Source organism: Pseudomonas putida, assembly GCF_002741075.1.
GTDB classification, from domain to species: Bacteria; Pseudomonadota; Gammaproteobacteria; order Pseudomonadales; family Pseudomonadaceae; genus Aquipseudomonas; species Aquipseudomonas putida_T.
The window spans coordinates 968,276-984,730 of sequence record NZ_CP016634.1; the positions used below are offsets into that span (position 1 = coordinate 968,276).

Here is a 16,455-nt window from a genome sequence, read left to right on the forward strand (position 1 = left end):
CGCTGAGTTGATTTTCACGCGATTCAGATTAAAGTCAATTTAATCTAACCTTTTGGCTGCGCGCTACTGCCTCATTTCTGCTCATGGAATCCGTTCATGAAGAAGCCTGTCATCATCGGTGTACTGGTCGGGGGTGTCATCATCGCTGCGCTGTTGGTGTGGGGCAGCTTTCGTGACGATGACCCGAATACGCTCAAGTTGCATGGCAATGTCGATATTCGCCAGGTGTCGCTGGCCTTCGATGGCAATGGCCGGGTTGCGCAACTGCAGGTCGAAGAAGGCGATGCGGTGAAAGCCGGTCAAGTGCTCGCGCTGATGGACACGCGTACCCTCAGCCTGCAAGCCGAGCAAGCCCGAGCGCAGATCGCCGTGCAGCAAAGCAATCTTTTGCGCATGCGTAATGGATCGCGGCCCGAGGAAATCGCCCAGGCGCGTAGCCGCGTGGCCGCCGCCAATGCTGACATCGCTCTGGCCAGGCAAGACCTGCTGCGTTTGCAGGGCATCGGCGAGAAGACCCAGGGCCGCGGGGTCAGCATGCAGGACCTGGATCGGGCGAAAAGCGCGCTGCAGGTCGCTCGCGCAAAGGGCCGGGAGCAGCAAGAAGCCTTGCGCCTCGCCGAGCTAGGCCCCCGGGCCGAAGATGTCGCCAGCGCCCAGGCACAGCTGCAAGCCTCGCAAGCGCAACTGGCGTTGCTCGAGCATCAGATCGACCTAGGAACATTGATCGCGCCTACCGATGCGGTGGTGCGCTCGCGCCTGCTGGAAGCGGGTGACATGGCCACGCCCCAGCGCCCGGTGTTCGCCCTGGCCTTGACCAAACCCAAGTGGGTCCGGGTGTTCATCGGCGAAGCGGACCTGGGGCGGATCAAACCCGGTATGAGCGCCCAGGTGTTCACCGACAGCCACCCCGATCAACCTGTCGCCGGTAAGGTCGGCTATATCTCCTCCGTCGCGGAGTTCACGCCTAAAGCGGTGCAGACCGAAGAGCTGCGCACCAAGCTGGTCTACGAGGTGCGGGTATGGGTGGAGGACGACAGCGACGTGCTGCGCCTCGGGCAGCCGGCTACCGTCAACCTCACCGTTGGTGATGCGCAGTGAGCGATAGCGGCATCACCGTCAGCGCGCAAGGGCTGAGCAAGTCCTTCCAGGCGCCAGGAGGGAGTCGCTCAACGGCCGTCAACGAGGTGACCTTGACGGTTCGTGCCGGTGAGCTCACGGCGTTGGTTGGCCCGGATGGCGCCGGTAAATCGACCTTGCTACGCATGATGGCGGGCTTGCTGGAGCCGGACGCCGGAAGCCTCTCGGTGCTGGGTGTCGACGTCATTGCCACGCCCCAAGCGGTTCAAGACCGTATCAGCTACATGCCGCAGCGCTTTGGCCTGTATGAAGACCTCAGCGTCCAGGAAAACCTCGATCTCTACGCCGACCTTCACGGCGTGGCCCAGGCCGAGCGCCGTGAGCGTTTCGCCCGCTTGCTGGCAATCACCGACCTGACCCGCTTCACCGATCGGCCCGCCGGAAAGCTTTCCGGTGGTATGAAACAGAAACTTGGTCTGGCCTGCACCTTGGTGCGCTCCCCCGACCTGCTGTTGCTGGATGAACCGAGCGTCGGGGTAGACCCGCTTTCGCGGCGCGACCTGTGGGAAATCGTCCAGCAATTGATCGATGAAGAACACCTGAGCGTGATCGTCAGCACCGCCTACATGGACGAAGCCGAGCGTTGCGCGCAGGTCTACGTCATGAACCAGGGCAGCTTGTTGGCGCAGGGCACACCAGCGTCATTGCGAGCCAAGGCGCGAGGCTTGACCTTCACCGCCAAGCCACCTGCGGGGATGCCTGCGCGTGACTTGCAAGCGCGGTTGATCGATGCCGAGCAACTGATCGTCGACGCGGTACCCAAGGGGGGCGCCGTGCGCTTCATCCTGCAGCCGCGGGAAAGCATCGCATCGGTTGGCGATTTGCTTGGCTCCATCGAGCACCAGTCACGGCCTGAAGAGCTGGAAGACGCGTTCATGATGCTGCTGCGCAAGCATCAGGCGCAGGACAGTCCCGCGTCGGCGGCAACCATGGAGGCTGCAGCACCCGTGGCCACCGACAATGGCCGGGAGCCTGCCATCGTGGTGCATGACCTGGTCAGAAAGTTTGGTGATTTCACGGCGGTCGCCAGCACCTCGTTCGAGGTTGCCAGGGGCGAGATCTTCGGCCTGCTGGGGCCCAATGGTGCGGGCAAGACCACTACCTTTCGCATGCTCTGCGGGTTGCTTCCAGCCACCAGCGGCCAACTGCAGGTCGCCGGCTTGAACCTGCGCCATGCCCGTGCCCAGGCCCGTGCGCGCATTGGCTACGTGTCGCAGAAATTCGCCTTGTACGGCAATCTGAGCGTGCGGGAAAACCTCGAGTTCTTCGGTGGCGCCTATGGTTTGCGCGGGGCGGCGCTGCGGCAGCGGGTGGAGACGGTGCTCGCACAGTTCGAGCTGCAGCCCGCTGCGCGCAGTGGTGAGCTGCCTGCCGGTTACAAACAGCGCTTGGCCATGGCTGCCAGCTTGTTGCACCAGCCGGAAATTCTCTTCCTTGATGAGCCCACCAGCGGTATCGACCCGCTGGCCCGCCGCGCGTTCTGGCGCACCATCACGGCGTTGGCACAAGGCGGTGTGACCATTATCGTCACCACGCATTTCATGGAGGAAGCCGAATACTGTGATCGCATCGCCATCCAGGACGCTGGCCAAATGTTAGCGCTGGGTACGCCGCTGCAGGTGCGTGAACAGGCTGGCGCCGATCATGCCGGGGATATGAACGCGGCGTTCATCGCCATCGTCGAGCATGGCCGGGCCGCCCGCTCGGGCACAGGGGCCGTATCGTGATGGGGACAGGTTTCTCTCGTCGTCTGGTGGCCTTGGTGCGCAAGGAGACCCGGCAGATGCTGCGCGATCGCAGCAACCTGGCGGTGGGGCTTTTGCTGCCGGTGGTGTTGATCCTGCTGTTCGGTTATGGCTTGTCGTTCGACGTGGAGCATGCGCCGGTCGCCGTGGTACTGGAAGATTCTTCACCGCAAGCGCGCGAGCTGCTCGCCGGTATGCAGGATTCGCGCTACCTGGCGCCGCAGTGGGTCACCCACATGCCCGATGCTGAACGGCGCATGCGCCAAGGCGAGGTCAATGCCATCGTCCGCGTGCCGCAGGATTTTTCGCGGCAACTGGCGGCAGGGGAAGGGCGGGTGCAGTTGTTGCTCAATGGCGTCGACTCCAATACCGCCAACGTGGTCGAAAGCTATGTCACCGGCGCGATCGGTACTTGGACGCAGCATCAGCTCGACCGTCAGGGCAACAAGGCCGCGGGTGGTAGCGTGCAGGTCGCACAGCGCATGTGGTTCAACGAAGCGTCGACCAGTACCTGGTATCTGGTCCCAGGGCTGATCGCCTTGGTAATGACCTTGATCGGTGCTTTTCTGACGTCGCTGTTGATCGCCCGGGAGTGGGAGCGTGGCACCCTGGAGGCGCTGTTCGTCACGCCGGTCAGGCCGCTGGAACTGGTCCTGGCGAAGCTTGCGCCCTACATGGTGGTGGGGGCGATCGATCTGGTGTTCTGCCTGCTGGCTGCCAAGTTCCTCTTCGAAGTGCCGATGCGCGGTTCACTGTGGGTGATCATGTTGGCCTCGATGCTGTACTTGACCGTTTCCTTGCTGCTAGGCCTGTTCATCTCCGGCAAGACCCGTAACCAGTTCGAGGCCAGCCAGATGGCGCTGCTGGTCAGTTTCATGCCGGCGATGATGCTGTCGGGCTTCGTCTTCGATCTGCGCAACGTCCCGGTCGTCATCCAGGTAATCAGCCAGCTGTTACCCGCGACCCATTTCATGGGCCTGATCAAGACGCTGTTCATGGCCGGCGATAACTGGCAGATGGCTCTGCGCGACTGTTCGATTCTCTGTCTTTACATCGTCGTGCTCATCGTCGCAGTAAACCGTACGCTAAAGAAGACTCTGGACTGACGCCATGCACGAACTCCGGAACACGCTCCTGGCGATTGGCTTTCTGATCCGCAAGGAGTTGCTCGCCTTGTTCAAGGAACCCTCCAGCCGCATCATCCTGATCGCCCCCGCGTTGATCCAGGCATTGCTGTTTGGCTATGGCGCCACCTACGACCTGACCTACGCGCCCTATGCCGTGCTCGATCAAAGCAAAGGCGCCGGTGCCACCGAATTGTTGGCTCGCATCGACGGCACGGGTGTGTTCAAGCGCGAGCAGGTGTTGCATTCCACCGAGCAAATTGCCGGTGCCATCGATGATGATGGGGTTCTGCTGGTGTTGAGTTTTCCTGCTGATTTCGAGTCGCGCCTGACGGCTGGGCAGGCGGCCCCTTTGCAGGTGATTCTCGACGGCCGCAACTCCTCGACCGCCGGTGCTGCCGCCGGGCAGATCGGCGCCATCGTCGGCGCTTACAACCAGTCTAGGGGCGGTGCGCCGTTGGTGAGTATCGAACGCCGTGCATGGTACAACCCTAACCTGGAGTCGCGCTGGAACTTGATGCCAGCGCTGATCGCCTCGCTCAGTATGCTGCAGACATTGCTGTTGGCCGCCTTGTCGGTCGCGCGGGAACGGGAGCAGGGCACCTTCGATCAACTGCTGGTGACACCGCTGACGCCGATGCAAATCCTGGTGGGCAAGGCGATACCTGCCATTCTGGTCGGGTTGGCGCAGTCCACCATCATCCTGTTGGTGATCCGTTTCTGGTTCCAGATTCCCATGACAGGTTCGCCGGCATTGCTGTACCTGGGGCTTTTCGTGTTCACCGGGGCAGCGGTGGGCATCGGCCTGTCGATCTCGGCGATGTCGCTGAACATGCAGCAGGCGATGCTCTACACCTTCTTGTTGATCATGCCGATGATGCTGCTTTCCGGTCTGCTGACCGCCGTCGACAACATGCCCGAGGCGCTTCGGATCGGCACCTATGTGAACCCACTGCGATTCGCCACTGACCTGGTGCGGCGGGTGTATCTGGAGGGCGCTGGGTTCGAGCAGGTGGCCTTCGACTTCGTGCCCATGCTGCTGGTGGCTGCCGTGACCTTGCCGCTAGCGGCCTGGTTGTTTCGCAATCGACTTTCCTGAGCGTAGGTGCTGGTCATGTTCCCATTTCACAAAGTGAGTCCTCACGCACTGCTCGTGTCGTTCAAGGTCTGCCTGATCAGCTTGGCCGTGGCCGGTTGCGCGGTCGGCCCGGACTTCGAAAAGCCCGAGCCGGCCGCGCCAGCGGACTGGGCCAGCTGGCGCGGTGCAGATGCACAGCTGCAAGTACCTGGCGGCGGCGGTGGGACGCTCCCGGCACAATGGTGGCTGGCGCTCGGAGACCCGGTGCTCGACCAGTTGCAGCGCATGGCCTTCGATACCAGCCCGGATTTGCGCACTGCCGCGTTGCACTATGCCCAGGCTCGCGCGCTACGTAGCACCGTGGCCGCCCAGCGTGGCCCGCAGGTCAACGCGAGTGGAGGTGTCACCCGCCAGCGTCAGAGCGAGTCTGGTTCGGGCACTCGCCTGATCGCCTCCCTTGCCGATAACCCGGATCCATTGGTCAAGGAGTTGAGCGCGCCTTTCGACCTGTACCAAGCCGGCATCGATGTTTCCTGGGAGCTGGACTTGTGGGGCCGTATCGGCCGCTCCATCGAAGCGGCCGATGCCGACATCGATAACCAGCAAGCGCTACTCGATTTGGCGCGCCTGAGCTTGACCTGCGACATCGCCCGTAACTACTTCGAGTTGCGCACTGCGCAACGGCAGATAGCACTCACCCGCGAAGACATCACGGCGCTGGAGGACCGCCTGGGTTTGCTCGAGGCAAGGGTCGAGGGTGGGATGGTTGACCATTTCGACCTAGAGCGTCAGCGTGCCGAGCTCGATGCACTCAAGGCACAGCTCCCGCCGCTGTTGGCCCAGGCAGGCGCGAGCAGCAACCAGCTCACGCTGCTGCTGGGCCAACAGCCAGGCAGCTTGCAGCCCTTGCTCGCCAGCCCGAAGCAGACGATAACCGCAGTGCTGCCTGACCTGCAGTTGGGGCTACCTTCCGAAGTCGCGCTGCGCCGCCCTGATATCCGCGCAGCCGAGGCGCGCCTGCATCGCGCAACCGCCAATATCGGCATCGCCGAAGCTGAGATGTACCCCAGCATCAGTTTGGGCGCTCGATTCGGTTATGAATCCTATCTCAGTGGTGAGTTTTCCGATTGGGGTAGCCGCACCTGGTCCGTTGGCCCCAGCCTCAACTTGCCGCTGTTCGATCGCGGGCGGCGCAAAAGCGTGGTGCAATTACGGGGGGTTGAGCAGCAAGAGGCGGCGGTGAACTATCAGCAAACCGTACTCAGAGCCTGGCAGGAAATCGACGATGCGCTGAGTGCCTACACGGCAGAGCGCCAACGCAATGAAGCGCTCACTGCCAGGGCCCGTAGCACCGAGCAAGCCTATACCTTGGCCCAGGCGCGTTACGAGGGCGGGACCACAGACTTTCTTGCCGTGCTGGATAGCCAGCGTGGCTACTTGCAGGCACGCCGGGATCTGGCCAGCAGCGAGGGGAGTGTTTACGCGCGGTACGTAATGGTCAACAAGGCCATTGGCAACGTTCCGGTGGGGCAACTCTAGGCCCTTACGAAAAGCCTTGATACTCGGTGATGCTGCGTTGAAAACAGCCTCGGAATGCTCATTTACACCCCATAAAGTCGAGCGCAAAAAGTAAATGCCAATTCGCCAAATGGCTAAGTGATATCGTTCGCTATAGCGAACTGAAATATATAACTTTTTTTAGGGGTCAAATACCAAAGGAAGGTGTAGGCTCGAAAGCCGAAGTGTGACATTTATTTCAAAAAAAGGGGCAGTGTGGGTCCGAACCTATCCATTTCAGTGGGGTGGCCGGAGATTTCACATGAACAGTTCCATAACGCCCAGAATGCTGGCGCATGGCGTGATGCTGTCGATTCTTGCGGGTTTCTTTCTTGCTGGCTGTGCACACGATCCTGATATCCGCATGGGGCATGACAATTCCTCGGGCTACACGGGGAAAAATCCATCGGCTTACCTAAGTTGTGTGAAGAGTGAGCTCCCGAGGAGCGCGAAGACCTATACGCAAGAGAATCAAGGCGCGCTTGCGCTCTATGTCGACAGCACCGACCCGAACCTGGCAACAGGTCTAGTCGAAGTTAAAGATTCAGGGCAGCAACATCAGTATTTGGCATATCAGCGAGATGCCTGGTACGACCAGGGTCGGTTACTTGATGCGGCGCTGATGTGTTCAAGAGCCAGCCTTTGAGTATTTTCCTTCTCCTCATCAAGCCCAGCCTGTGCTGGGCTTTTTGTATCGTCCTGCGCAACGTCAGGGCAGTTGCTTTTTCTGAATGAAGAATTTGATGAATATGGCACGTATGCCTTCGACCCCGAGCAGTCCGATCACGCCGCCGAAAAAGGGCGCGGTATCGCTCGTTACGCCAATCAGCGATAGCCCGTGGCTTGCAGCGAGGGCGAGAGCGCCGCACAAAGGGGCTTCGATCAGCACCCGTCGCAGTGAGCCGCCTCCATAGACCACTCGTAACGCTGCGATGATCACGGCCAGTACGCCAGCGTACAGGCCTGGCCAATTGTCTTGAAGCCAGCGTTCGAGCCAGGCCCAGGCCTCAGGTCGGTCAAACATGACGGCGCGCTCCCTCTTGGCAATGCGGTTGTGAGCGATCAAGGGGACCAAGAGCGGCAATGTTGGTTATAAGGGGATTGGCACGGCGGGGCATGGAAGCATCCTTGGTAACGGCGAGATATCGCGTTGATGAAGGCATGGTCTGCAGCAAGATGGAAACCGGCAATCCGCAGATGTTCTAGGACGGGGGCTTCATGGCGCGCTGCACGTCTTTTCGTTTGCCCCCATCGGCGGCACACTCTGCATTCGTTTGCCCTCAGATGAGCCAGCCATGATCGATATTCACAATGTGACCGCCTTCCAGCAGCAGACCCGCGTGCTCGATGGGTTTTCCCTGCACATCGGCGAAGGCGAGAAAGTCGCCATCCTGGGCCCTAACGGTGCCGGCAAGAGCACACTGCTCAAATTGATCACCCGTGAGCTCTATCCGGTAGAGCGTGAAGGCAGCCATTTGCGTTTGTTCGGGAGCGAGACGGTCAACCTATGGGCCTTGCGCAGCCGCATCGGGTTCATCTCCCAGGACCTGCAGGATGATTACACCCCCTATACCCAGGCCCTGGATGTGGTGGTTTCCGGCTTCTTCGGAGCCATCGGCGCCCATGGCCATTTGCAGCCGAGCGATGAGCAGCGCGAGCAGGCGCGTCAGTTGCTGGCAGTGGTCGAGATGGCCGGGTACGAGCAAACCATGTTCCAGCGCCTGTCCACCGGGCAGCGACGCAGGCTTCTGCTGGCGCGGGCATTGGTTCATCGGCCGCGGGCGCTGATTTTAGACGAGCCGGCCAATGGCCTGGACATGGGGGCCAGCCTGGGCATGCTCAAGCTGTTGCGGCGTTTCTGTGGTGAAGACCACGCGATGATCATCACCACCCACCATATCGACGAGATCATTCCGGAGATCGAGCGTGTGGTGTTGCTCGAGAAGGGGCGCATCATCGCCGATGGCCCCAAGGTCGAAGTGCTGACCAGCGAACGCTTGTCCGCGCTCTACCAGACGCAACTGCGCATCAGTGAACAGGATGGCTGGTACCGCTGCTGGCATGCCTGAATCACGCTGACCTATCCTGCCTCGCGCCCTATAGAAGCCGCCCTCTGGCATTCGCTAGAGGGGCGGGGCTTCGCTGCCCCCGTTTTCCCTGTACTCGATAACCGGATAGCCGGTCATTGACTCCCCTGTGCAGAGGACTAATCTCATGGCGTGGGAAATATTCCCACGAAACAAAAAGACGCTGACTGGCTGAGAAAAGGAACGTGCCCAAGTCGCTTGCACTTTCATCACCATGGAGCGGCCGCTGGTTGGCTGGTTGCCCATAGGGCGGCTGGATTCATTGGTTGTTGCGTTCGATTCGAGTATGAAAATGCAATCCTGAAGCGGAGATTCGTCATGCTGCTCAAAAAATGCTTGTTGGCACTGGCCATCGGTGGCGTTCTTTCGGCATCGCTGGTGTTGGTGCCCGACTCGATCAGTGACTTCTCCAGCGCATACGCCAAGGATGGCGGCGGCGGTGGAGGTGGCGGCCATGGTGGAGGCGGTGGTGGTGGTCACGGCGGCGGAGGCGGTGGTCATGGTGGTGGCGGTGGTGGCCACGGCGGCGGCGGTCATGGTGGTGGCGGAGGCGGCCACGGTGGCGGTGGAGGTGGTCATGGCGGTGGCAGCGGCGGTGGCCATGGCGGGAGTGGCGGTGGCGGTCACGGCGGCAGCGGTGGCTCAGGTCACGGAGGTGAGGGTGGCCACAGCGGTAACAGCGGCCATGGCAACTCAGGGCGTGGCAGCGATGATGGTGGCGCCCATGGTCTCGGTCATGGTGCCGATGATGGCGCCAATCATGACGTTGGCGACGATCACGGTGCAGACCGTGGTGCAGATGACGGCCCTGATCATGATGTCGGCGATGATCGTGGCGGTGCCTGACCGCTGAACCTCGGAAGCCGAAACCCGGAGCGATCCGGGTTTCGCGTCGCAGAGGCGGGTAAACTGATCGGCTGTGGTGTGCTGGGCAAGGTGCTGGAATGTGCCGCCCGTGAGCACCGAGCGCTCGCCCCTTGGTTAAGGAAGCTCTGCAATGTCACTGCCCACTTTACCTCCCTCCCTCTTGCCGGCATTGCACGCTGTCATGCGGCCATTGGTGAGATTGATGCTAAGAAAGGGGGTGACCTTCAACAGCTTCGTCAACCTGCTCAAAGAGGTCTTCGTGGAGGTCGCCGAGCGCGAGTTCCGTCTTGACGGAAAATCGCCCAGCGACAGCCGCATCAGCTTGCTGACAGGTGTCCACCGCAAAGATGTCCGGCGTTTGCGGGCCCAGGTGCTGGAGGACGATGCCAGCCTTCCGGAGGCCGTCTCCTTTGGTGCGCACCTGGTGAGCATCTGGCTGAATCACGCACCATTTTGCGAACAACCCGGCCAACCCCGGGCATTGCCACGGCTGGCCAGCGTGGGCGGCGAGCGTTCGTTCGATGCATTGGTTGCGGCGCTGAGCACGGATATTCGCGCCCGGGTCGTGCTGGATGAGTGGCTTCGCCTGGGGGTCGTGAGTGTCGATGAAGAGGATCAGGTCCATTTGCAGACCCGGGCATTCATCCCTCAGCGCGGTTTCGAGGAAAAGATCTCCTATTTCCGGCATAACTTGCATGACCATGCTTGTGCCGCGGTACATAACCTGACCGATGCCGGGGAGCCGTTCTTCGAGCGCAGCGTGCATTACGACCGCTTGTCCCTGGCAGGCGTGCAGCAACTCAGAGACGCCGTGCGGACTGATGGCATGCAAGTACTGCTTGCCATCAACCAACTGGCCGCCGAACTCGAGGAGCGCGATCCACCGTCTGCGGACGCTGGTCAGCGCATGACGGTGGGTCTCTATTTCTACTCTGAACCCAATCCGGCAGAGGCCGCGTCCGCGACCAAGGCCAGTGAACCATGAGCATGACGTCGCGCGTGCTGAGTTCGCTCGCAGCCTTGTGCTGTGCGCTTGTCCTGTCGTCGTCGCTGAGTGCGGCGCCTGCCTGCCTCGAACCGGGTGGTACCGGTGGTACAGGCATGATGGCGCCGGGCGGTGTCGGTGGGACGGGTGCGCCAGGCAATGGCGTCGGCGGGACCGGTGCGCGTCCGGGCGGTGGAGGCATCGGTGGTACCGGTGCACCGCAGGATGAAGGTGGCGTGGGTGGGACCGGCATTGTCGGCACCATCACAGGATTCGGTTCGATCTGCGTCAACGGTGTGGAGGTCCATTTCGATACCAAGGTGGCGCTCAGCGAGAACGGCGTGCCTGCCAGCAGCCAGCGATTGGCGATCGGCCAAGTGGTGGCCGTTGAGGCCCAGCCGTCCCGTCGGGGACTGGAGGCGCGCAGCATCGCCATTCTCCATGCCTATGAAGGGCCTGTGACTGGGCTCGCCTCTGGCGACACGCCGATGCGCGTCATGGGCCAACCGGTGCGTGTGGCGGCAGGCGCCCGGGTGGCGCCGGGCTTGCATATCGGCGAGCCGGTGCGTGTCAGCGGTCTGCGCAATGCACAGGGTGAGGTAGTGGCCAGCCGTGTGGATCGAGCCCCGGGGCTGGCCCAGGCCAGTGCTATCGGCGATATCGGCAAGGCCGGCAATCTGCAGGGCCTGGCCTTGAGCAAGGCGTTACCGGCCACAGGTGAGGTGCTGGTGCGCGGCGCCTGGAATGGCCAGCGACTGAACGTGGCGCAAGCCAGCCGGGATCCGGGCTTCCCCTTCGCTGGGCGGGTGCGCAATGCCTTGGTTGAAGGCCTGGTGCGTGGACAGCAGGGTAATCGCATCGAGGTCGGCGGTTTCACAGCCTTTGTCGACCGCGCCACCCAAGGACAGGCCTCGACGCTTGCCATCGGCCAGCGCATCCGCGTCAGCGGTGTGTTCGACGCTGGGCGCACCATTCACGCGCAGCGGATCGAAGTGGTGCATGAGCATCACGGCGATAGCCACTCCCATGGCATGCGGCCTGCACAATCTCAGGATGACGAGTCTGATGAATCCCGGGAGGTCGAGTCGGGAACATCTGAAGGGGGCGAATCCGGGAAGCGAGGTGGGAGTGGCTCCAGCCATGAGCAAACCCAGACTCGTGAGCGCATTCAAAGCGGCGAAGCCCGGGAAAAGGTAGAGCGTGCAGAGGTCTCCGACTCGGGGGCTGTGGAGCGTCGAGAGCGCATCGAGACGCGCGAATCCGGCGATCGCGTGGAAACCCGCGAGCGCATCGAGTTGTTCGAAAATGGCGTGCGCGTGGAGCGAGTCGAGCGGATCGAGAAGATCGAACGACCAGAGAAAGTCGAGCGTCCTGAGAAGGTGGAGCGGCCGGAAAAAGTCGAGCGCCCTGAGAAGGTGGAGCGCCCTGAAAAGGTCGAGCGACCCGAGAAAGTGGAACGGCCCGAGAAGCCTGAGCGCTCGGAGCATTCGGACTCTCATTAGGCGTCGGTCTGCCAGCGCCCGACTATGCTTCAAGGCATCCAGTCCGGGGGTGTACCGCACCTGATGTGAATGTCCCGATCGCGACGAGGTAGGCATGATTTCGATGCGTGCGCTGTTCCCCTGTCTGATGACCTTGGCCTGGCCTGCGCTGGCGGATGAAGTGACATTGTCCACGGGGGTGGATTACTCACGGGGAGACTACGGCACGGCGGTCACCAGCGAGACTTGGTACGTCCCGGTCATTGGCAAGTATGAAACTGGCCCGATGATCTACAAATTGACCATTCCCTATCTACGTATCACCAATCCTGCGGTTGGGCCGGGTGGTGAACCGTTGGTGGGTGACAACTGCGGCCGCGTCGAGAGCGGGCTTGGTGATACGGTGGCCAGTGCCGATTACGCGCTGCTCGATGGCAGCGACGGCGGCAACCTGCTCGTGGACCTGGTGGGCAAGGTAAAGCTGCCCACCGCCGATGAAGACCATTGCCTGGGTACCGGCAAGACCGATTACTCCGCCCAGATCGACGTGGTGCAGGCATTCGGCGTGGTGAGTGGATTCGCCACGCTGGGTTGGAAGAAGTTCGGCGATCCGGCCGATACGGATTTTCGTGATCCGATCTTCACGTCCATCGGCCTAGTCAGCCGGCTCGCGCCTGCCACTTCGGTAGGGGCGGTATACGACTGGCGGCAGAAAGTGACATCCGACGGCGATGAAATTCAGGAATTCACCCTGTTTCTGACCCAAAAACTCAGCGAGGACTGGAAGGTCCAGCTGTATGCGTTGAAGGGCTTTTCCGATGCGAGCCCCGACTCTGGTGGCGGGCTGCTGCTCAACCATTCGTTTTGATTCGAGGCGGGTGCCACTGCCTCGGGGCTGCTTTCACCTCACGCATCACTGCAGGGTAGGGGTATCCGGCACATCGCGCAGTGTCGCCTCTATGCCAGCGATGGTTCTGGCGAGCTTGTCGGCTTCCTGGTCGCGACCTTGGGATTTGAGCAGGTCGCGCTGTTGGCGCAAATTGAGCAGGGTCTTCTGCAGGGCCAGGGCGGAGGTTCGATAGGGGTCCATGTCGTGCTCGTGCATTCCATGCTGTAGTGGGAGGCCGCGACCGTATCAGCTCGTTCAAGCACGTGAAACTGATGTTTCATACAGCAGCGGCCGGGCTCGTAGTCTCAAGACTACGTGTCAGTCGGAGTACTCCTACATGAAAGGCTGGAGGAGTGTTACAGATGGTGTACCGCCTGTAGCCCTGCACTCAATGTTCATGAGGGTTGCACGGACTGCAGCCCGCTCAGTGCGCCGCTGAGGCGATGCATGGCCAGTGTCGGTCGGCAGAAAAGTTATGTTGCAAATGATGCCGGGTTCGGACTTCGCCCATGGCTTGTCGCTCCAGCCAACTGCGCCATCAGCGCCGCCGCCGATCCCCGCTCGGGGCGCTGGCGAGGTCGGACGGTGGCATCACCCGTTCGGTATAAGGTGCAGGGCGCGGTTGGCACTGACTTGCGCTAGCATGTCCCTCCGTTTTCGTTTTTCGGATTTTGCCCATGAGTACCCCGCTTTTGCGCCAGGCCATCCCTCAGGATGCGGACCGTTGCTACCAGATCGAGATCAGCGCCTATGAAGGCGACGAGGCCGCCACCCGGGAGAAGATCGCCACGCGCATCGCTCAGTACCCGGAAGGATTCCTGGTGCTTGAACTCGATGGGGTGGTGATCGGGTTCATCAACAGTGGCTGTGCCTTTGAGGTGGTGATGTCGGACGAGGCCTTCAAAGAGCTGGTCGGCCATGACGCCCAGGCACCCAATGTGGTGATCATGTCGGTCGTGGTTGACCCGGCATTTCAGGGGCGGGGTTTGGCAGGCTTGCTGATGAGTCACTTTGTCGAGCAGATGCGTCAGCGCGGCAAGGCTACCATTCACCTGATGTGCAAGGATCGGCATGTGGGGCTGTACGAAAAAATGGGGTATCGCTATGTGCAGCCTTCGGCTTCCGACCACGGTGGCATGGCCTGGCATGAAATGGTCATGACGTTGTGATCGTTCGGTGCGGCAGTGCGTTCAGATCTCGTCTGATATGCTTTTTTTACACGAACCTGAATCTGTAACCGTATCAGCTTGGAACAGACAATACCCATCAAGCCCAGCTTTGCGAACCGGCGTGTGCTGGGCAAGCTGCGCTGCACTGCATCAGCACCGGCCAGTCTCGCCGTTTCGTCATTATCTGTAGAGGTTTCGATGGGCAAGCTCGCACTGTTCCTGGGTGGATTCCTGTTGCTGACAATCCTGGTCGGCTTGTTGGGCACCATTCCGCCAAGCTGATGATCTTCGTGGGCCTGCCGATTTCATTTGGCGGGCCTGGCCATTCTTGGGCATGTCCCGCTTACCGACGCTGCAGGGCCTGGCCGTGCAGCGTTGTCGTGCGTGAGATAAGTCGTTCTTTGTGCTGGGAAATCTGTCCACAAAAAACGTGGGTAGGTCTGTGGATAAAATGCTGTAACCCAAGCCGGTGGCGGGCTCTGTTAAATTGAACAGAATTTGAGCAGGGGTGTCTGCGCGGGCGCGGGCGCGAGCGCCAGACAGGGCAGGGATACATTCAGGCAGAGCCTAGCGCTGTGGGCAGGCGTGGCGCACCCTCTGCAGCAACTCGCGCACCCGCACGGGCAGTTCGCCAGCGGGATACACCGCATGCATCTGTGGGTCCTGGCCGGTGCTCGAGGTCAGGCGATAGCTCGTGCATACCCGCACCAGACGCCCACTCTCCACCAAGGGCTCTGCCACCCAGTCGGCCAGGCGGGCAATCCCTGCGCCTGCCAAGGCACTTTGCAGAATCGCGCCTCCAGCGCTCAGACGCAGGCGCGGATGTGGACGCAAGCTGGTGATCTGACCGTCGCGATAAAAATGCCAGGCCTTGAGCACGCGCGGCGCGGTATGCAGGATCAGCGCGTGACCTTCCAATGCCTCGGGGTGTTCGGGTGTGCCCTGGCGGGCCAGGTAGCCTGGGCTGGCGTACAGGTAGCGGCGATAGGGCCACAGGGGATAGCCGATCAGTTCACTGGATTGGGGGAAGGCCCCTCGGATGACGAAGTCGAACTTGCCTTCCAGCGGGTCGAGTGCCTGGTCGCTGAACTGCACATCCAGAGTGACTTGAGGGTACTGCTCAGAGAACGCGGCGAGTACTGCGGGCAGCAGCTGCTGGCCGAGCAGTTCCGGTGCGGCGAAGCGAATCCAGCCTTGGGAGGATCCGCTGAGCGCCGCCAGTTCGTCGACGGCATCCCGTTGCACATCCAGCAAGCGCTCGGCATGGGGCAGCAGGCGTTCACCGGCCTCGGTGAGAGTCACGGTACTGGCGCTTCGGTTGAGCAGCTTGGCCCCGGCGTTGTCTTCCAGCGCCTGCACGGCGCGTGTCACTGCACTGGGCGAGCGGCCCAGGGCGCGGGCGGCGGCCACGAAGCTGCGCTTGTGGGCGACGCTGACGAAGGCCTGGATTTCGCGCAACATGTCCAATGCCATGGAGGGCTCCTGATTGCAGTTTTCGCAACGTCGCATTTCAACATAAGCGCCGTCGTTTGATTAGCCTTGGACGCTCTGCTTTTCGTTCTGGAACTCGCCCCATGATGGACATAGCGCTGCTTTCATTGTTTGCCTTCGCCGCCGGCCTGATCGATGCCGCTGTCGGAGGTGGCGGGTTGATCCAGATTCCAGCGCTGTTCAACGTATTGCCGAACGCGCAACCGGCCGCGCTGCTGGGCAGCAACAAGCTGGCCTCGGTCTGCGGCACCTCGTTCGCTGCGCGTTCGTTCCTGCGCAAGGTACATCTGGATTGGGGGCTGATCGTGCCGGCGGCGGCCAGCGCCTTCGTCATGTCGTTCGCCGGTGCCGCCACGGTTTCGCTGGTGCCGCCCAGTGTGATGCGCCCGGCGGTGTTGGTGCTGATCGTGCTGATGGCCATCTACACCTTCTGCAAGAAGGACTTCGGGACCTTGCACAAACCCGCCCGGATCGGGCGCAGGGAGCAGTGTCTGGCGGTGCTGATCGGCGGCGCGATCGGCTTTTACGATGGCCTGTTCGGTCCGGGTACCGGAAGCTTCCTGATCTTCCTGTTCATTCGCTTCTTCGCTCTGGATTTTCTCCATGCCTCGGCATCGGCCAAGCTTGTGAACATCGCCACCAACCTGGCCGCCCTGGTGTTCTTCATCCCATCGGGCAATGTGCTGTGGGCCATCGCCTTGCCGATGGCTGCCTTCAATATCCTGGGGGCGCTGACGGGCACCTGGCTCGCGGTGCGCAAAGGGGCAGGGTTCGTTCGCGGGTTGTTCCTGGTGCTGTTGTGCGTGCTGATCGCCAAGCTGTCGTGGGACTTGCTGGCCGGTTGA

Annotated in this window: 16 protein-coding genes and 1 pseudogene; 14 read left to right on the forward strand and 3 right to left on the reverse strand. The window is 61.5% G+C overall.

Translation table 11 applies throughout. The features are described from left to right. Window positions 1–96 precede the first annotated feature (96 nt). From IEC33019_RS04825 to IEC33019_RS04850, 7 genes and pseudogenes are all read left to right on the forward strand, one after another. Window positions 97–1,098: an HlyD family efflux transporter periplasmic adaptor subunit gene (locus IEC33019_RS04825; RefSeq protein WP_070092641.1), complete on the forward strand. Its 1,002-nt coding sequence runs from the start codon at window positions 97–99 to the stop codon at window positions 1,096–1,098. A gap of 89 nt (window positions 1,099–1,187) precedes the next feature. Then, window positions 1,188–1,595 (forward strand): annotated as a pseudogene (locus tag IEC33019_RS28130) (ABC transporter ATP-binding protein); the annotation flags it as partial. A gap of 471 nt (window positions 1,596–2,066) precedes the next feature. Then, the gene (locus IEC33019_RS28135) at window positions 2,067–2,864 is read left to right on the forward strand and encodes an ABC transporter ATP-binding protein (protein WP_416310211.1); all 798 of its coding nucleotides are present in this window, start codon (window positions 2,067–2,069) and stop codon (window positions 2,862–2,864) included. Next, window positions 2,864–3,988 (forward strand): ABC transporter permease, encoded by a 1,125-nt coding sequence (locus IEC33019_RS04835; RefSeq protein WP_070092639.1) that lies wholly within the window; start codon window positions 2,864–2,866, stop codon window positions 3,986–3,988. Before IEC33019_RS28135 ends, IEC33019_RS04835 begins: the two co-directional genes overlap by 1 nt. A gap of 4 nt (window positions 3,989–3,992) precedes the next feature. Then, complete coding sequence (locus IEC33019_RS04840; RefSeq protein ID WP_070092638.1) at window positions 3,993–5,105, forward strand: ABC transporter permease; 1,113 nt, start codon at window positions 3,993–3,995, stop codon at window positions 5,103–5,105. Between the two features lie 15 nt (window positions 5,106–5,120). After that, window positions 5,121–6,623 (forward strand): efflux transporter outer membrane subunit, encoded by a 1,503-nt coding sequence (locus IEC33019_RS04845; RefSeq protein WP_070092716.1) that lies wholly within the window; start codon window positions 5,121–5,123, stop codon window positions 6,621–6,623. Between the two features lie 280 nt (window positions 6,624–6,903). Beyond that, window positions 6,904–7,287, forward strand: a complete 384-nt coding sequence (locus tag IEC33019_RS04850; protein WP_070092637.1) for a hypothetical protein — start codon at window positions 6,904–6,906, stop codon at window positions 7,285–7,287. 63 nt (window positions 7,288–7,350) lie between these two features. On the opposite strand, the gene IEC33019_RS04855 is transcribed toward IEC33019_RS04850, so the two are convergent. After that, window positions 7,351–7,665: a phage holin, lambda family gene (locus tag IEC33019_RS04855; protein WP_070092636.1), complete on the reverse strand. Its 315-nt coding sequence runs from the start codon at window positions 7,663–7,665 to the stop codon at window positions 7,351–7,353. 271 nt (window positions 7,666–7,936) lie between these two features. On the opposite strand from IEC33019_RS04855, the gene IEC33019_RS04860 reads away from it, so the two are divergent. The 5 genes from IEC33019_RS04860 (at window position 7,937) to IEC33019_RS04880 (ending at window position 12,929) form a co-directional block, all read left to right on the forward strand. Next, window positions 7,937–8,710 (forward strand): ABC transporter ATP-binding protein, encoded by a 774-nt coding sequence (locus tag IEC33019_RS04860; protein ID WP_070092635.1) that lies wholly within the window; start codon window positions 7,937–7,939, stop codon window positions 8,708–8,710. A gap of 336 nt (window positions 8,711–9,046) precedes the next feature. Continuing rightward, on the forward strand, window positions 9,047–9,574 hold the full coding sequence (locus IEC33019_RS27605; RefSeq protein ID WP_081337455.1) for a hypothetical protein: 528 nt from the start codon (window positions 9,047–9,049) through the stop codon (window positions 9,572–9,574). Between the two features lie 151 nt (window positions 9,575–9,725). Then, window positions 9,726–10,580: a DUF6502 family protein gene (locus IEC33019_RS04870; RefSeq protein WP_099593111.1), complete on the forward strand. Its 855-nt coding sequence runs from the start codon at window positions 9,726–9,728 to the stop codon at window positions 10,578–10,580. Continuing rightward, the gene (locus IEC33019_RS04875; RefSeq protein WP_070092632.1) at window positions 10,577–12,082 is read left to right on the forward strand and encodes a DUF5666 domain-containing protein; all 1,506 of its coding nucleotides are present in this window, start codon (window positions 10,577–10,579) and stop codon (window positions 12,080–12,082) included. The genes IEC33019_RS04870 and IEC33019_RS04875 overlap by 4 nt, the downstream gene beginning before the upstream one ends. Window positions 12,083–12,176: 94 nt before the next feature. Then, window positions 12,177–12,929, forward strand: coding sequence for a hypothetical protein (locus IEC33019_RS04880; protein WP_099593113.1), 753 nt, complete (start codon window positions 12,177–12,179; stop codon window positions 12,927–12,929). Between the two features lie 45 nt (window positions 12,930–12,974). On the opposite strand, the gene IEC33019_RS27485 is transcribed toward IEC33019_RS04880, so the two are convergent. After that, a complete protein-coding gene (locus IEC33019_RS27485) occupies window positions 12,975–13,151 on the reverse strand; it encodes a hypothetical protein (RefSeq protein ID WP_170831779.1) in 177 nt (58 codons plus the stop codon). A 476-nt stretch (window positions 13,152–13,627) separates the two neighbouring features. On the opposite strand from IEC33019_RS27485, the gene IEC33019_RS04890 reads away from it, so the two are divergent. Beyond that, window positions 13,628–14,119, forward strand: a complete 492-nt coding sequence (locus tag IEC33019_RS04890; protein ID WP_070092630.1) for a GNAT family N-acetyltransferase — start codon at window positions 13,628–13,630, stop codon at window positions 14,117–14,119. Between the two features lie 567 nt (window positions 14,120–14,686). Here the strand turns inward: IEC33019_RS04890 and IEC33019_RS04895 are convergent. Further along, the gene (locus IEC33019_RS04895; protein WP_070092629.1) at window positions 14,687–15,592 is read right to left on the reverse strand and encodes a LysR family transcriptional regulator; all 906 of its coding nucleotides are present in this window, start codon (window positions 15,590–15,592) and stop codon (window positions 14,687–14,689) included. Window positions 15,593–15,693: 101 nt separating this feature from the next. On the opposite strand from IEC33019_RS04895, the gene IEC33019_RS04900 reads away from it, so the two are divergent. Then, a complete protein-coding gene (locus IEC33019_RS04900; RefSeq protein ID WP_070092628.1) occupies window positions 15,694–16,455 on the forward strand; it encodes a sulfite exporter TauE/SafE family protein in 762 nt (253 codons plus the stop codon).

Excerpts from the sequence above, each read along its gene's own strand:
- IEC33019_RS04825 (WP_070092641.1), top strand. The coding sequence starts at position 97 with ATGAAGAAGCCTGTCATCATCGGTGTACTGGTCGGGGGTGTCATCATC.
- IEC33019_RS28135 (WP_416310211.1), top strand. The coding sequence starts at position 2,067 with ATGGAGGCTGCAGCACCCGTGGCCACCGACAATGGCCGGGAGCCTGCC.
- IEC33019_RS04835 (WP_070092639.1), top strand. The coding sequence starts at position 2,864 with ATGGGGACAGGTTTCTCTCGTCGTCTGGTGGCCTTGGTGCGCAAGGAG.
- IEC33019_RS04840 (WP_070092638.1), top strand. The coding sequence starts at position 3,993 with ATGCACGAACTCCGGAACACGCTCCTGGCGATTGGCTTTCTGATCCGC.
- IEC33019_RS04845 (WP_070092716.1), top strand. The coding sequence starts at position 5,121 with ATGTTCCCATTTCACAAAGTGAGTCCTCACGCACTGCTCGTGTCGTTC.
- IEC33019_RS04850 (WP_070092637.1), top strand. The coding sequence starts at position 6,904 with ATGAACAGTTCCATAACGCCCAGAATGCTGGCGCATGGCGTGATGCTG.
- IEC33019_RS04855 (WP_070092636.1), bottom strand. The coding sequence starts at position 7,665 with ATGTTTGACCGACCTGAGGCCTGGGCCTGGCTCGAACGCTGGCTTCAA.
- IEC33019_RS04860 (WP_070092635.1), top strand. The coding sequence starts at position 7,937 with ATGATCGATATTCACAATGTGACCGCCTTCCAGCAGCAGACCCGCGTG.
- IEC33019_RS27605 (WP_081337455.1), top strand. The coding sequence starts at position 9,047 with ATGCTGCTCAAAAAATGCTTGTTGGCACTGGCCATCGGTGGCGTTCTT.
- IEC33019_RS04870 (WP_099593111.1), top strand. The coding sequence starts at position 9,726 with ATGTCACTGCCCACTTTACCTCCCTCCCTCTTGCCGGCATTGCACGCT.
- IEC33019_RS04875 (WP_070092632.1), top strand. The coding sequence starts at position 10,577 with ATGAGCATGACGTCGCGCGTGCTGAGTTCGCTCGCAGCCTTGTGCTGT.
- IEC33019_RS04880 (WP_099593113.1), top strand. The coding sequence starts at position 12,177 with ATGATTTCGATGCGTGCGCTGTTCCCCTGTCTGATGACCTTGGCCTGG.
- IEC33019_RS27485 (WP_170831779.1), bottom strand. The coding sequence starts at position 13,151 with ATGGACCCCTATCGAACCTCCGCCCTGGCCCTGCAGAAGACCCTGCTC.
- IEC33019_RS04890 (WP_070092630.1), top strand. The coding sequence starts at position 13,628 with ATGAGTACCCCGCTTTTGCGCCAGGCCATCCCTCAGGATGCGGACCGT.
- IEC33019_RS04895 (WP_070092629.1), bottom strand. The coding sequence starts at position 15,592 with ATGGCATTGGACATGTTGCGCGAAATCCAGGCCTTCGTCAGCGTCGCC.
- IEC33019_RS04900 (WP_070092628.1), top strand. The coding sequence starts at position 15,694 with ATGATGGACATAGCGCTGCTTTCATTGTTTGCCTTCGCCGCCGGCCTG.